This is a genomic window from Arenimonas fontis (genome assembly GCF_008386465.1).
Taxonomy (GTDB): domain Bacteria; phylum Pseudomonadota; class Gammaproteobacteria; order Xanthomonadales; family Xanthomonadaceae; genus Arenimonas; species Arenimonas fontis.
Genome location: NZ_VUOD01000001.1, coordinates 325,294 through 340,131, shown reverse-complemented (window position 1 = coordinate 340,131; position 14,838 = coordinate 325,294). Strand labels below are relative to the sequence as shown.

At 71.6% G+C, this 14,838-nt stretch carries 14 protein-coding genes; 11 read left to right on the top strand and 3 right to left on the bottom strand.

Going from position 1 to position 14,838, the window contains the following annotated elements; genetic code table 11:
- Window positions 1–32 precede the first annotated feature (32 nt).
- The 3 genes from F0415_RS01585 to F0415_RS01575 are packed head-to-tail and all read right to left on the bottom strand — an operon-like array spanning window position 33 to window position 2,263.
- Entirely contained in the window at window positions 33–746 is a 714-nt protein-coding gene (locus tag F0415_RS01585; RefSeq protein ID WP_149859435.1) for an arginyltransferase, read from the bottom strand.
- A 21-nt stretch (window positions 747–767) separates the two neighbouring features.
- Entirely contained in the window at window positions 768–1,616 is an 849-nt protein-coding gene (asd, locus tag F0415_RS01580) for an archaetidylserine decarboxylase (protein ID WP_149859434.1), read from the bottom strand.
- The gene (locus tag F0415_RS01575) at window positions 1,613–2,263 is read right to left on the bottom strand and encodes an SCO family protein (protein WP_149859433.1); all 651 of its coding nucleotides are present in this window, start codon (window positions 2,261–2,263) and stop codon (window positions 1,613–1,615) included. Before F0415_RS01575 ends, asd begins: the two co-directional genes overlap by 4 nt.
- Before the next feature lie 83 nt (window positions 2,264–2,346).
- On the opposite strand from F0415_RS01575, the gene prmB reads away from it, so the two are divergent.
- The 11 genes from prmB (at window position 2,347) to F0415_RS01505 (ending at window position 14,717) form a co-directional block, all read left to right on the top strand.
- A complete protein-coding gene (prmB, locus tag F0415_RS01570; protein WP_149859432.1) occupies window positions 2,347–3,267 on the top strand; it encodes a 50S ribosomal protein L3 N(5)-glutamine methyltransferase in 921 nt (306 codons plus the stop codon).
- A 10-nt stretch (window positions 3,268–3,277) separates the two neighbouring features.
- The gene (gene aroC / locus F0415_RS01565; RefSeq protein WP_149859431.1) at window positions 3,278–4,375 is read left to right on the top strand and encodes a chorismate synthase; all 1,098 of its coding nucleotides are present in this window, start codon (window positions 3,278–3,280) and stop codon (window positions 4,373–4,375) included.
- A gap of 29 nt (window positions 4,376–4,404) precedes the next feature.
- Complete coding sequence (locus tag F0415_RS01560) at window positions 4,405–5,424, top strand: aspartate-semialdehyde dehydrogenase (protein ID WP_149859430.1); 1,020 nt, start codon at window positions 4,405–4,407, stop codon at window positions 5,422–5,424.
- Window positions 5,425–5,520: 96 nt separating this feature from the next.
- Complete coding sequence (locus F0415_RS12750) at window positions 5,521–7,881, top strand: FimV/HubP family polar landmark protein (RefSeq protein ID WP_188310249.1); 2,361 nt, start codon at window positions 5,521–5,523, stop codon at window positions 7,879–7,881.
- Between the two features lie 64 nt (window positions 7,882–7,945).
- Window positions 7,946–8,716 (top strand): tRNA pseudouridine(38-40) synthase TruA, encoded by a 771-nt coding sequence (truA, locus tag F0415_RS01535; protein WP_149859429.1) that lies wholly within the window; start codon window positions 7,946–7,948, stop codon window positions 8,714–8,716.
- Entirely contained in the window at window positions 8,713–9,351 is a 639-nt protein-coding gene (locus F0415_RS01530) for a phosphoribosylanthranilate isomerase (RefSeq protein ID WP_246149819.1), read from the top strand. The genes truA and F0415_RS01530 overlap by 4 nt, the downstream gene beginning before the upstream one ends.
- A complete protein-coding gene (trpB, locus tag F0415_RS01525) occupies window positions 9,326–10,573 on the top strand; it encodes a tryptophan synthase subunit beta (protein WP_149859428.1) in 1,248 nt (415 codons plus the stop codon). The genes F0415_RS01530 and trpB overlap by 26 nt, the downstream gene beginning before the upstream one ends.
- A 26-nt stretch (window positions 10,574–10,599) precedes the next feature.
- A complete protein-coding gene (gene trpA, locus F0415_RS01520; protein ID WP_425457800.1) occupies window positions 10,600–11,436 on the top strand; it encodes a tryptophan synthase subunit alpha in 837 nt (278 codons plus the stop codon).
- Between the two features lie 35 nt (window positions 11,437–11,471).
- Window positions 11,472–12,359, top strand: a complete 888-nt coding sequence (gene accD, locus F0415_RS01515) for an acetyl-CoA carboxylase, carboxyltransferase subunit beta (protein ID WP_149859426.1) — start codon at window positions 11,472–11,474, stop codon at window positions 12,357–12,359.
- 4 nt (window positions 12,360–12,363) lie between these two features.
- Window positions 12,364–13,710, top strand: a complete 1,347-nt coding sequence (gene glmM, locus F0415_RS01510; protein ID WP_149859425.1) for a phosphoglucosamine mutase — start codon at window positions 12,364–12,366, stop codon at window positions 13,708–13,710.
- A gap of 68 nt (window positions 13,711–13,778) precedes the next feature.
- Window positions 13,779–14,717 carry an isopenicillin N synthase family dioxygenase gene (locus F0415_RS01505; RefSeq protein ID WP_149859424.1) on the top strand — a complete coding sequence of 313 codons (939 nt, stop codon included), beginning with the start codon at window positions 13,779–13,781 and terminating at the stop codon, window positions 14,715–14,717.
- Window positions 14,718–14,838 lie beyond the last annotated feature (121 nt).

Sequence of the window (14,838 nt, the reverse complement as noted above, 5' to 3'; positions counted from 1 at the left end):
CAGTCCCGCGGCAGTCCCCGCGACGGCCGACATCAATCCGGCATGGGTCGCCACTGGGCGCCGTCCAGGTATTCCAGCGGGCGGAAGGCGCGCTTGTATTCCATCTTCGGGTGTCCGCGCAGCCAGAAGCCCAGGTACAGGTAGTCGCGGCCGTCCTCGACGGCCCGCTGCACCTGGCGCAGGATGGCATAGGCGCCCAGGCTGCGATGGCCCAGTTCCGGTTCGAAGAAGGTGTACACGGCCGAGAGCGCGTCCGGCACGACATCGGTCACTGCCACCGCCACCAGCCTGCCGGCCAGGCGCAGTTCCATGAACTGGGTCGGGCTCCAGCGGCAGGCCAGGAAGTTGTCGAAGTTCTCCGGGCTGGGGTCGTCCATGCCGCCGCCGCGATGCCGGCTGTCCAGGTAGCGCCGGTACAGGGCGAAGTTCTCGCGATTGCGCCGGGCCGGCACGATCGCCAGCTCGAGATCGGCATTGCGGGCCATGCAGCGGCGCTGCGCCCGGTTGGGCCGGAACCGGCGCACCGGGATGCGCACCGAGATGCAGTCGCGGCAGCCCTTGCAGTAGGGCCGGTACACATGGCCGCCGGAGCGGCGGAAGCCCATGGCCAGGGCCTGGGCGTAGACCGAGGGCAGGTGCGGATCCGCCGGATCTATCACCAGGTCGCGCGAGAGCCGCTCCGGCCAGTAGCCGCAGGGATGCTCGATGGTCTGGAAAAGACGGATGGCGTGCTGCTGCTGACCCATGCCGGCCAGTCTAGCGCCGGATCAGCCGCGCGGCAGGACCTGGCCCAGGCGCTGCCCGACCCGGGTCGGCGCCTCGCTGTCGAAGCCGTCCAGCTCCACCGCTCCGCGCGGGAAAAGCAGGATGACCGTGGAGCCGTAGTTGAAGCGGGCCATCTCGGCGAAGCGGGCCAGGCGGATGCCCTGGCCGCGCCAATCGCGCCGCACGGGCCGGTGCGCGTAGGGTGGTATCTCCTCGCCGTTCCACACCGTCTCCACGCCGGAAACCAGCAGGGCGCCCACCATCACCACGCACATCGGCCCGAACTCCGTCCCGAAGTGGCAGACCAGACGTTCGTTGCGGGCGAACAGTCGCGGAATGGCGCGTACGCCCCACGGCGCCACCGTGAACAGCCGGCCCGGCACGTGCAGGGTTTCCTGCAGCTCGCCGTCCCAGGGCATGTGCACGCGGTGGTAGTCGCGCGGCGACAGGTAGACGTTGGCGAACCAGCCGTCGGCATAGGGCGCGGCCATGGCCTCGCTGCCCAGCAGTTCGGCGGCGCTGTAGTCCCGGCCCTTGGCCTGGAAGATGCGACCTCCGGCGATCCGCCCGACCTGGCTGACCTTGCCGTCGGCCGGCATCAGCAGGGTGGACGGGTCCGGGTCCGGCCGGCGCGCACCGGGTTTCAGTTCGCGGGTGAAGAAGGCGTTGAAGTGCAGGTAACTGCGCGGGTCGGGGTTGGCGGCCTCGGTCATGTCCACACCGAAGCGGCGGATCACCAGCCGGATCAGCCAGTCCTTGAACCAGCCCACCCGCACCCGCGCCACGCCGTAGGCCAGGCGCGTAAGCAGCCGGTGTGGCAGCAGGTACTGCAGCGCGACCTTCGGGCTCACGGGATCGTTTCCGCCAGCAGGCGCAGGTCGGCGGCGATGTCGGCCGGCACCAGCGGCGGCCGGATCAGCCCGGCCTGCCGGCCCCGCGGATCCAGCACCACCACGGCGGTGCTGTGGTCCATGCTGTAGTCGCCGCCTTCCAGCGGCACCTTCATGTAGACCAGGCCCAGGGCGGTGGCGAACTGCTGCAGGGCCGGCTCCTGCGCGGTCGCGGCCAGGGTGTCGGGGTGGAAGTAGCGGGCGTACTCGCCGGCGCGCTCCGGGCTGTCGCGGTCGGGGTCCACCGAGACGAACAGCACCCGCGGCCGGCGCGGTTCCGGAATCCCCATCCAGGCCCGCTGGGCGCCGGCCAGCTCGGTCAGGGTGGTGGGGCAGACGTCCGGGCAGTGGGTGAAGCCCAGGAAGACCAGGGTCCAGCGACCGGCCAGCTCGCTGCCGGTCAGCGGCGTGCCGTCGGACTGCTGCAGCTCGAAGGGCGGCAACGGTCGCGGCTGCGGGAAAAGGCGCACCGCGCTCAGGGTGGCCGGGTCGAGCGCAGGGCCGTCGTCGCGCGGCAGCGAGGGGGCGAAGGCGATCTGGGCGGCCCAGAGGCCCAGGCCGGCGGCCAGGGCGGCCAGCAGGATCAGCAGGGTCTGGCGGTTGAACACGATGCGGTTCCGGTCGGCGCGGGGTCGGCAATTATAGCCGGCCGGCCGCTATACTCGCGGTCCATTCAAAGGGTTGCAGGGCAATGCCGGCGGAACTGCGTACCATCGTCGACTTCATCCGTTACGGCGCCAGCCGTTTCAATGCCGCCGGCCTCAGTTTCGGCCACAGCATGGACAACGCCCTGGACGAGGCGACTCAACTGGTCCTGCATGCCCTGCACCTGCCGCACGACCTGCCGCCGGCCTATGGCCAGGCCGCGCTCACCGGCGAGGAGAAGCAGGAGGTGATGGCCCTGTTCGCCCGGCGCATCAACGAGCGCATCCCGGCCTGTTACCTGACCGGCGAGGCCTGGTTCGCCGGCCTGAGCTTCAAGTCCGATCCGCGTGCGCTGGTGCCGCGCTCGCCGATCGCCGAGCTGATCGAGGCCGGCTTCGAGCCCTGGCTTGGGGGACGGGAGGTCCGGCGCGCGCTCGACCTGTGCACCGGCTCGGGCTGCATCGGCATCGCCATGGCCCACTACCACCCGCACTGGCAGGTGGATGCGGTGGACATCAGCGACGACGCCCTGGCCCTGGCCGCCGAGAACGTCGAGCGCCTGCATGCCGACAACGTGCGGCTGCTGAAGTCCGACCTGTTTTCCGGCCTGCGCGGCGAGGTCTACGACCTGATCGTCAGCAACCCGCCCTATGTTACCCACGAGCAGACCGATGCCTTGCCGCCCGAGTATCGGCACGAGCCCGAGCTGGGCCTGCGCGCCGGCGAGGACGGCCTGGACCTCGTCCTGGCGATCCTGCGCGACGCGCCGGCGCACTTGTCCGAACACGGCCTGTTGGTCTGCGAGGTCGGCGAGAGCGAGCGGGCGCTGGCGATGCTGCTGCCCGGGATTCCCTTCGCCTGGGTCGAGTTCAAGGTCGGGCAGATGGGCGTGTTCGTGGTCGAGCGTGCCGACCTGCTGGCCCACCACGACCGCATCCGCGTCCTGGCCGACGCACGGGGGCGCTGAGCGCGAGCGCATGAGCGACAACAGCTTCGGCCGCCTGTTGCGCGTCACCACCTTCGGCGAGAGCCACGGGCCGGCCATCGGCTGCGTGGTGGACGGCTGCCCTCCCGGCATCGGGCTGGCGCCGGAAGACTTCGCCCATGACCTGGCCCGGCGCGCCACGGGCCGCAGCCGGCACACCTCGCAGCGGCGCGAGGCCGACGAGGTGGAGATCCTCAGCGGTGTCTACGAGGGCCGTACCACCGGCACGCCGATCGCCCTGCTGGTACGCAACACCGACGCCCGCAGCAAGGACTACGCCGCCATCGCGGGGCAGTTCCGGCCAGGCCACGCCGACTACACCTACTGGCAGAAATACGGTATCCGCGACCCGCGCGGGGGCGGCCGCAGCTCGGCCCGGGAAACGACGATGCGCGTGGCCGCCGGCGTGATCGCCAAGAAGTGGCTGGCGGCGAAGGGCGTGTCCGTGCGGGCCTGCGTCAGCCAGATCGGCGAGGTGCTGCCGCGCGGTTTCGACTGGGGTGTGGTCGAGGACAGTCCCTTCTTCTGGCCCTGCGCGGAGCAGGTGCCGGAACTCGAGGCCTTCATGGACGCGCTGCGCAAGTCCGGCGATTCGGTCGGGGCGCGGGTGCGGGTGCAGGCTCTGGGCGTGCCGCCGGGCTGGGGCGAGCCGGTCTACGGCAAGCTCGACGCCGAGATCGCCGCCGCCATGATGTCCATCAATGCGGTCAAGGGCGTGGAGATCGGCGCCGGTTTCGCCGCGGTCAGGCAAAAGGGCAGCGAGCACCGGGACCTGATGTCGCCACAGGGCTTCGCCAGCAACCACGCCGGCGGCATCCTGGGCGGCATCAGTACCGGCCAGGCCATCGAGGTGTCGGTGGCCTTCAAGCCGACCTCCAGCCTGCGCCTGCCCGGCGCCACCGTGGACGTGAGCGGCGCGCCGGTGGAGGTGGTGACCACCGGCCGGCACGACCCCTGCGTCGGTCTGCGGGCGCCGCCGATCTGCGAGGCCATGCTGGCCCTGGTACTGATGGACCAGGCCCTCCGCCACCGCGCCCAGTGCGGCGACGTCGGGCCGGTTGTCCCTCGGGTGCCGGGGGAAGGGTCGTAGTCGCGGCCAATAATCATCAAGGAACGATCATGAGCAGGACGTTCAATGTGGCGGTCGTCGGTGCCACCGGCGCCGTCGGCGAGGCGATGCTGGAGATTCTGGCGGAGCGGAATTTTCCGGTTGGCGAGTTGCATGTGCTGGCCAGCGAGCGGTCGGCCGGCCGCGAGGTGGATTTCGGCGGCCGCAAGCTGCCGGTGCGGGATCTGGCCGGCTTCGATCCGGCCGGCGTCGACGTGGCGCTGTTTTCCGCCGGCGGCAGCGTCTCCAGGGCCTACGCGCCGAAGTTCGCCGCTGCCGGCGCCGTGGTCATAGACAATAGCTCGGCCTTCCGCTACGACGAGGACGTGCCGCTGGTGGTGGCGGAAGTGAACCCGGAAGCGCTGGCGGAGCGCCCGCGCGGCATCGTCGCCAACCCGAACTGCTCGACCATGCAGATGATGGTGGCGCTGGCGCCGATCCACCGCGCCGTCGGCATCGAACGCATCAACGTCGCCACCTACCAGTCGGTGTCGGGCGCAGGCCGCAGCGCCATGGAGGAGCTGGGCCGGCAGACCGCCGCCCTGCTGAACTTCCAGCCGCAGGAGCCGGCGAAGTTCCCGGTTCAGATCGCCTTCAACCTGATCCCGCACATCGACGAGTTCCTGGACAACGGCTTCACCCGCGAGGAGATGAAGATGGTCTGGGAAACCCGCAAGATCCTCGGCGACCCGGACATCCTGGTGAACCCCACCGCCGTGCGGGTGCCCGTGTTCTACGGCCATTCCGAGGCGGTGCACCTGGAGACCCGGGAGAAGATCACGGCCGAGCGGGCGCGCGAGCTGCTGATGTCGGCGCCGGGCGTCGAGGTGGTGGACGAGCCGGAGGCCGGCGGCTATCCGACCCCAGTGACGCATGCGGCCGGTCGGGATCCAGTCTACGTCGGACGCATCCGCGAGGACCTTTCGCACCCGCGCGGCCTGAATCTCTGGATCGTCGCCGACAACATCCGCAAGGGCGCGGCCCTGAACGCCGTGCAGCTGGCCGAACTCGTGGTCAAGGCCGGCGGCTGACGGGTATATTCGGGCCGCCAGCCGGCCCGGCTGCCGCGGGGGAAGGCGTCGGGCCCATCAGGTTCTGCCGTCCAAGGAACGGGGAGACATCCGAGCGTGAACAACCGGCAATTGCAGCTGTCGCTGGCCCTGGCCCTCGCCCTGGGCGCGGGCAGCGCCCATGCCCTGGGCCTGGGCCAGATCGAGGTCAAGTCCCGGCTCAACGAGCCGCTGGTGGCGGAGATCCCCATCGTCTCGGCCGCCCCCGGCGAGCTGGAGGATCTGGAGGTACGCCTGGCTTCGCCCGAGGCCTTTGCCCGGGTAGGGCTGGAGCGTCCGGTCGGCCTGACCGCGAACCTGCAGATGGAGGTGGGCCGCAACGCCCAGGGCCAGCCGGTGATCAGGGTGACCACCACGAGCCGGTTCAACGAACCTTTCCTGACCTTCCTGCTGGAGGCCGACTGGGGCCGCGGCAAGGTCGTGCGCGAGTTCAGCGCCCTGGTGGACCCGCCCTACATCGCGCCGGCGGTGGTCAAACCACTGGAAACGCCGGTGGTTTCGGTGCCCGCCACGCCGGCTCCGGCACCCGTGCCGGCGCCGGCCGAGCCCGAACCGGTACCCGATCCCGAGCCGGTCTTCACTTACCGCGACATTCCGCCTGAGCCGTTGCCGGAGCCCGGCCCGGCGCCGGTGGAAGCCCTGCCACCGGAGACGGAACCGGCGGCGCCGGTGGCGATTGCCGAACCGGGTCCGGCCGCGGCGGCGGAGCCCGTGCCCGAGCCGGCTCCGCTGCCGGAACCCGGTCCGGCCCCGATGCCGGTGCCCGAGCCGGCCCCAACGCCGGCGCCGGAGCCGACCCCGCCACCACCCAGCCGACCCCTGCCGCCCCCAGCCCCGGCCCCCGGCGATGTCGGCCCGGTGGCCGACGGCCAGACGCTCTGGAGCATCGCCCAGCAGGTCCGCCCGGATCCGGCGGTCACCATGAACCAGGTGATGCTGGCCATCCAGCGGGCCAACCCCGAAGCCTTCATCGACGACAACATCAATCTGCTCAGGCGCGGCGCCGTGTTGCGCATTCCCGGCCGCGAGCAGATGTTGCAGTTGGGAGCGGCGGAGGCCGCGGCCCTGGTCCGCCAGCAGGCCGAGGCCTGGCAGGCCCGGCGCGTGCCGGTGCCGCAGCCGGCCGAGGCGGTCGCCGAGGCGCCGCGTCCCGCGCCTGCGCGCCCGGCCCCGACACGACCGGCGGCGGAGGGACGCCTGGAAATCGTGCCGCCCGCCGAGGGCGAAACCGCAGCCCGCGGTGCCCGTTCCGGCGCCAGCGCCGACGGTGCAGGCGAGGAGCTTCGGGCCGAACCCGGTCAGGACCAGGAGGATCTGGCTGCACGCGAAGCCGAGGTGGCCGAGCTGCGCTCGCAGATCGCCGAGATCGAGCAGCAGCAGGCCGACAGCGAGCGTCTCATCGAGATGCAGGAAGCCCAGCTCAAGGCCCTGCAGGACCGCCTGGGGCAGCAGCAGGCGCAGGCAGAGGAGCCGGCGGCGGCGGAGTCCGCGGCAGGCCAGCCACCGGCGCCCGCCCCCTGGTACCTCGATCCCTACGTGCTGGGCGGTGCCGGCGTGGTGGTGCTGGGTGGCCTGGTGCTGGCCCTGCGTGGCCGGCGCAAGCGCGAGGTGCTGCCGAGCCCGCCGCCGCGGCGCATCTCCGACGACGAGGCGCTCAAGCGCAGCCTGCCTGGCGCCGCCGCCGCGGCCGTGGCGGAGGAGGAGATCGACGAGGAGGAAGTCGAGGCCGCCGTCGACGACCAGGCCGAGGCCCTGCGCGAGCGCATCGCCGCCAATCCTTCCGACCTCGAGGCGCACATCTGCCTGCTGCGGCTGCTGCACTCGCGCGGCGAGGCCGCGGAGTACGAGCGCGCCGCCCAGGCCATGCGCGCGCAGGTGCGCAGCACCCTGGACCCGCGCTGGCGCGAGGCGGCGGTGATGGGCCTGTCCCTGCTGCCCGGCCATCCGCTGTTCCAGCAGTCCGGCTGGAATGCCCCGCGCTTCGGCGACACCGGCGTGATGTCGGCGACGGCGACGCCCGAGGCCGCTGCCGCACCGGAGCCGGCGGACGCGGAAGACGGCGACCGGGCGGTGCCGGCCGCGGAGACCTCGGACCGGTCCGGGGCGCCGGCGCCGGTTCCGACGTCCGGGGCTGAGCTCGTTGCCGACTTCGATGCCGCCGTCGATCTGGAAGAGGCGTTCCCGGCCGACCTGGCCGGCGACGCCGGCATGGCGGGCGAGGCCGGCGAAGACGAGGCCGGCGAAGGCGAGGCGCCCGCGCTCGACGATGACGCCAGCGCCACCAAGATCGAGCTGGCCCGGGCCTACCTGGACATCGGCGATGTCGAGGGCGCCAAGGCCATGCTGGAGGAAGTGATCGCCGAAGCCGGGCCGGCCGGCCGCGCCGAGGCCGAGAAGCTGCTCCGGGAAATCGGCTAAGCTGAGCCCACTCGACGGGCAATACGACGAGGGCCGGGGCGACCCGGCCCTCGGCATTCAGGGCATGCGCTACGCACTGGGCATCGAATACGACGGCACCGGCTTCCTCGGCTGGCAGCGGCTGGCGCACGGCGCCACCCTGCAGGCGGCGGTGGAGTCGGCGCTGGGCTTCGTGCTCGACCACGAGGTGCAGGTGACCTGCGGCGGCCGCACCGACGCCGGCGTGCACGCCGCCTGCCAGGTGGTGCATTTCGACACCGAGGTCGAACGCGGCGACTACGGCCTGCGCCAGGGTTGCAACAGCCGCCTGCCGCACGGAGTCACCGTGCTCTGGGCGCAGCGCGTGCCCGACGATTTCCACGCCCGCTACTCGGCCCGCGCCCGCCGCTACCGCTACACGCTGCTGAACCGGCCGACGCGGCCGGCCCTGTACCGGCATTTCCTCGCCTGGGAGCGGGCGCCGCTGGACGTGGAGGCCATGCATCGCGCCGCCCAGGCCCTGCTCGGCGAGCACGACTTCAGCGCCTTCCGCACCGTACACTGCCAGGCACCGCACCCGGTGCGCGAGCTGCAGGAAATCGAGGTGCGCCGCGAGCCCGGCGACAGGGTGGTGGTGGAAGTGCAGGCCAATGCCTTCCTGCACCACATGGTGCGCAACATCGTCGGCAGCCTCTTGCCGATCGGCCGCGGCGAGCGGACGGAGGCCTGGCTGGCCGAACTGCTGGCAGGGCGCGACCGGACCCTGGCCGGGCCGACCGCGCCGGGTGGCGGCCTGGTTTTCCTGGGGCCGCGTTATCCGCGCCGCTGGGGCCTTCCCGAGGAGGTCTGCCTGTGAGCCGCACCCGCATCAAGTTCTGCGGCCTGACCCGGCCGGGCGACGTGCGCCTTGCGGTGGAGCTGGGCGTGGACGCGATCGGCTTCGTGTTCGCCGCGGGCAGCCCACGCCGGCTCGAGCCTGGCCAGGCACTGGCGCTGCGCGAGGCGGTGCCGCCGCCGGTGGCGGCGGTGGCCCTGTTCATGGACAACCCGGCTGAGGAGGTGCGCCGGATCGTGCGGGCACTGCGGCCGGACTTGCTGCAGTTCCATGGCGGCGAGGATGAGACCTTTTGTCGCGGCTTCGACCGGCCTTACCTCAAGGTGCTTGCCATGGGGCAGGGTGGAACGGAGGCGAGGCAGGCGCTGGCGCGTTACCCTTCGGCAAGCGGCTTCCTGCTCGACGGCCACGCGCCCGGGCAGCGCGGCGGCAGCGGCCAGGCCTTCGACTGGTCGCGGGCGCCGGCGCCGGGTCGGCCGGTCTGGCTGGCCGGCGGGCTCGGCCCCGACAACGTCGGCCGGGCCATCCGCGCCGTCCGGCCGTACGCAGTGGACGTATCCAGCGGAATCGAGCGCGCGCCGGGCATCAAGGACGGCGCGAAGATGCAGGCATTCGTGGAGGAGGTGAGACGTGCAGACCGGTCCGGATCCGAATGAGTCCCCCGGCGGGCCACCGGCGCGGGGGGTCGGGACCTGGCCGGACGAGCACGGCCACTTTGGTCCTTACGGCGGCGTGTTCGTGCCGGAAACCCTGGTCGAGCCGCTGCGCGAGCTGGCGGCGGCCTACGCGGCCGCCAGGGTGGACCCGGCCTTCCGGGCCGAGCTGGAGCACGAGTACCGGCACTACGTCGGCCGGCCCAGTCCGGTCTATGAGGCCCGGCGGCTGTCGGAGGAGGTCGGCGGCGCCCGCATCCTGCTCAAGCGCGAGGACCTGAACCACACCGGCGCGCACAAGATCAACAACACCATCGGCCAGGCCATGCTGGCCCGGCGCATGGGCAAGACCCGCATCATCGCCGAGACGGGCGCCGGCCAGCATGGCGTCGCCAGTGCCACGGTGGCGGCGCGTCTGGGCCTGGAGTGCGTGGTCTACATGGGCGCCACCGACGTCGAGCGGCAGGCGCCGAACGTGTTCCGGATGAAACTGCTGGGCGCCACCGTGGTGCCGGTGCAGTCCGGCAGCAAGACGCTGAAGGACGCGCTGAACGAAGCCATGCGCGACTGGGTCACGAACGTCCGCGACACCTTCTACATCATCGGTACCGTGGCCGGTCCGCATCCCTATCCGATGCTGGTGCGCGACTTCAACGCCGTGGTCGGCCGCGAGGCGAGGGCACAGATGCTGGCCGAGTACGGCCGGCTGCCGGACGTGGTGACTGCCTGCGTCGGCGGCGGCAGCAATGCCATCGGCATCTTCCATGCCTTCCTGGACGATGCCGGCGTGCGCCTGGTCGGCGCCGAGGCGGCCGGCGAGGGGCTGGCCAGCGGCCGGCATGCGGCATCGCTGGCCGCCGGGCGGCCGGGCGTGCTGCACGGCAACCGCACCTACGTGCTGTGCGACGACGACGGCCAGATCGTCGAAACGCACTCGGTCTCGGCCGGCCTGGACTACCCCGGCGTCGGTCCCGAGCACGCTTTCCTCAAGGACATCGGCCGGGCCGAATACGTCGGCATCAGCGACGACGAGGCCCTGGAAGCCTTCCACCTGCTGGCGCGCAGCGAGGGCATCCTGGCGGCACTGGAATCCAGCCACGCGGTGGCGCAGGCCATCAGGCTGGCCCGCGAACTTCCCCGCGACGGCCTGGTCCTGTGCAACCTCTCGGGCCGCGGCGACAAGGACATCTTCACCATCGCCCGCCGCGAAGGTATCGAACTTTGAGTGGAATTGGCGGCGGCCGGATGCCCATGAACAGACTGCAGCGAAAGTTCGAAGTCCTGGCGAAATCCGGCCGGAAGGCGCTGGTGCCGTTCATCACCGCCGGGGATCCGTCGCTGGAGGCGACGGTGCCGGTGATGCATGCGCTGGTGGCCGCCGGGGCCGATGCCATCGAGCTGGGCGTACCGTTTTCCGATCCCATGGCCGACGGGCCGGTGATCCAGCGCAGCTCGGAACGGGCCATCGCCCGCGGCGCCGGCCTGCGCTGGGTGCTGGCGCAGGTACAGGCCTTCCGCGAACGCGACGCGACGACGCCGGTGGTACTGATGGGTTATCTCAACCCGGTCGAAATCCTCGGCGCCGGGGCTTTCGCCCGCGCCGCCGCCGAGGCCGGCGTGGACGGGGCGCTGCTGGTGGACCTGCCGCCCGAGGAGGCCGGCCCGACACGGGCGGCGCTGAACGCCGAGGGCCTGGCCCTGGTGGCGCTGGCCGCCCCGACCACGGCGCCTGCGCGTCTGCAGCGCCTGGCCCGGGAAGCGCAGGGCTATCTGTACTACGTCTCCCTGGCAGGAGTAACCGGCGCCGGCCATCTCGATCCGGGCGAGGTCCGCCGGCGTGCCGGCGAGCTGGCACAACGGGCGGTCGTTCCGGTGCTGGTGGGCTTCGGTATCCGTGACGCGGCAACGGCAGCGGCCCTGGCCGTGGCGGCCGACGGCGTGGTAGTGGGCAGCGCCCTGGTCCAGGCCATGGCCGGCGCCGGCGGCGCCGTCGAGGCCGCGCGCCGGGCCGGCGAGTTCCTGGCACCGCTGCGGGCGGCCCTGGACGGGGCGGCCCGGGCGACGCCTGCCGGGCCCCGTTCGGGATAAACTGCCCGCCCTCGCAAGACCAGACCGGATACCGAATGAGCTGGCTGAGCAAACTGATGCCCTCGCGCATCCGCACCCAGGGGACCGGCAAGCGCGGCGTTCCCGAAGGCCTGTGGGAGAAGTGCGACAGCTGCGGCGCCGCCCTGTACGGCCCCGAGCTGGAGCGGAACCTGCGGGTCTGTCCCAAGTGCGGACACCACATGGCGATCGGCGCCCGCGAGCGCCTCGCCGCCTTCCTGGACGAGGACGGCGTCGAGGAGATCGGTGCCCGCCTGGGCCCGGTGGACGCGCTGCATTTCAAGGACCAGAAGAAGTACGCCGACCGCATCAAGGCCGCGCAGAAGGCCACCGGCGAGCGCGATGCCCTGGTCGCCGTGCAGGGCCGGCTGAAAGGCCGGCCGATCTGCGCGGCCGCTTTCGAGTTCCGGTTCATGGGCGGCTCCATGGGGTCGGTGGTGGGCGAGCGCTTTGCCCTGGCTGCCGAACGCGCCGTCGAACGGGCCTGCCCGCTGGTCTGCTTCTCCGCCACTGGCGGCGCCCGCATGCAGGAAGGCCTGTTCTCGCTGATGCAGATGGCCAAGACGTCGGCTGCGCTGGGCCGCATGCGCGCCGCCGGCCTGCCGTTCATTTCGGTGCTGACCCATCCGACCACCGGCGGCGTGTCCGCCTCGCTGGGCATGCTTGGCGACATCAACGTCGGCGAGCCGCAGGCGCTGATCGGTTTCGCCGGCCCGCGCGTGATCGAACAGACCGTGCGGGAAACGCTGCCGGAAGGCTTCCAGCGTTCGGAGTTCCTGCTCGAGCACGGCGCCATCGACCTGATCGTCGATCGCCGGCAGATGCGCGACAAGCTGGCTGCGCTGCTGGCCCTGATGATGCGCCAGCCGGCCCCCGAGGCCGATCCGGCGCCGGCCGCTGCCTGAGCCCATGACGCGCAGGTATTTCGGTACCGACGGCATCCGCGGCCGGGTGGGGCAGTTCCCGGTCTCGGCCGATTTCATGCTGCGCCTGGGCGCGGCTGCCGGCCGGGTGCTGGCCAACGGCGACGCTGGCCACGCCACCGTGGTCATCGGCAAGGACACCCGCATCTCCGGCTACATGTTCGAGTCGGCCCTGGAGGCCGGCCTGGTGGCGGCCGGCGCCAATGTGCGCCTACTCGGACCGATGCCGACCCCGGCCGTGGCCTATCTGACCCGTTCCCTGCGCGCCGACGCCGGCATCGTCATCTCCGCCTCGCACAACCCGCATGAGGACAACGGGGTCAAGTTCTTCTCCGCCCAGGGCGAGAAGCTGGCCGATGCGGTCGAGGAAGCGATCGAGGCCGAACTGGAGCAACCCCTGCGAACCGTGCCGTCAGAACGCCTGGGCAAGGCCTCGCGGGTCACCGACGCGATGGCGCGTTACGCCGAATTCTGCAAGTCCACCGTGCCCGAGGACTTGATGCTGGGAGGCATGCGCATCGTGCTGGATTGCGCCCATGGCGCCACCTATCAGGTGGCGCCGCGGGTCTTCTCCGAGCTGGGCGCGCGGGTGGACGCCATCGGCGTCGATCCGGACGGGCTGAACATCAACCTCGGCGTCGGCTCCACCCATCCGGAGGCGCTGATCGCCAGGGTGCGCGAAACCGGTGCCGACCTCGGCATCGCCTTCGACGGCGACGGCGACCGCGTGCAGATGGTGGACGGGCAGGGGCGGCTGGTGGACGGCGACGGCCTGATCTGGCTGCTGGCCCGCGACTGGCAGGCGACCGGCCGACTGGAGGGACCGGTGGTCGGCACGCTGATGAGCAACTATGCGCTCGAGGCGGCCCTGGCCGAGCGCGGCATTCCCTTCCTCCGCACCCAGGTCGGCGACCGCTACGTGCATCAGGCGCTGGTGGCCCGCGGCGGTGTGTTGGGCGGCGAGGCCTCGGGTCACCTGCTGTGCATGGACCGGGCCAGCACCGGTGACGCCATCGTGGCGGCCTTGCAGGTGCTGGAGGTGCTGCGCCGGCGCGGTCAGAGTCTGGAACAGGCCCTGGCAGGTTACCGGCCCCTGCCGCAGCGGACGGTCAACGTGCGGATCGGGCCTGGCGCGCGGCCGCTCGAGGACGGGCAGGTTCTGGCCGCACGTGCCGAGGCCGAAGCGGCCCTGGCCGGGCGCGGCCGACTGGTGCTGCGGGCCTCCGGCACCGAGCCGGTGGTGCGGGTCACGGTCGAGGCGGCGGACGAGACCCTGATGCAAGACGTGCTGGAGCGGCTCGCCGGCGCGGTCCGCGCCGCGGCCGCGGCCTGAGCCGTCGCGGTCTTGCATGCCCCGTCCGGGCGCCTAGACTTCCGCCCAACGCCGACCGAGGACCTGCCGTGAGCGCCAGCATCCCTACCCTGGACATCCAGCGTTTCGACACCGACCGCACCGCCTTCGTGGCCGATCTCGGCGCCGCCTACCGGGAATGGGGCTTTGCCGGCATCCGCAATCACGGCATCCCGCAGTCGTTGATCGATCGCGCCTACGAGGTGTTCCGCCGGTTTTTCGCCCTGCCAGAACAGGTCAAGCGCAAGTACCACGTGCCTGGTGGCGGCGGCGCCCGCGGTTACACGCCTTTCGGCATAGAAACTGCCAAGGGCGCCGAGCATTACGACCTCAAGGAGTTCTGGCACGTCGGCCGGGAGATTCCCCGCGACGGCAAATACGCGGACGTGATGCCGCCGAACCTGTGGCCCGAGGAAGTGCCGGAGTTCCGGGAAGTGGCCTATGCGCTGTACGAGGCGCTGGACGCCCTGGGCTCGCGGGTTCTGTCGGCGCTGGCCCTGCACATCGGCCTGCCGGAGGACTGGTTCGCCGACAAGACCGATGTCGGCAACTCCATCCTGCGGCCGATCCACTACCCGCCGATCACCGCTACCGACATTCCGAACGTGCGGGCCGGCGCGCACGAGGACATCAACCTGATCACCCTTCTGGTCGGCGCCAGCGCCGAGGGCCTGGAAGTGCTGTCGCGCAAGGGCGAATGGGTGCCGTTCACCGCCGATGCCGACACCATCGTGGTCAACATCGGCGACATGCTGCAGCGCCTGACCAACCACGTGTACCCCTCGACCACCCACAGGGTGGTCAATCCGCCTGGCGACAAGGCGCGACAGCCGCGTTATTCCACGCCGTTTTTCCTGCATCCGAATCCGGACTTCCTGATCCGCACGCTGCCGCAATGCGTGAGCGCCGACAATCCGGATCGGTACCCCGAGCCGATCACCGCCCAGGACTACCTGCTCGAGCGCCTGCGGGAGATCAAACTGGTCTGAGGCCTGCCCGCGCCGGCGGACCCGGGGCCGACATGGTGGCCTGACGCCGCGTCCGGGCAGGATGGTGGCGTCAGGTGTTCCTGCCCTAGTGTCTGCCGCCGCGCGACCGCCCGCGGTCTTC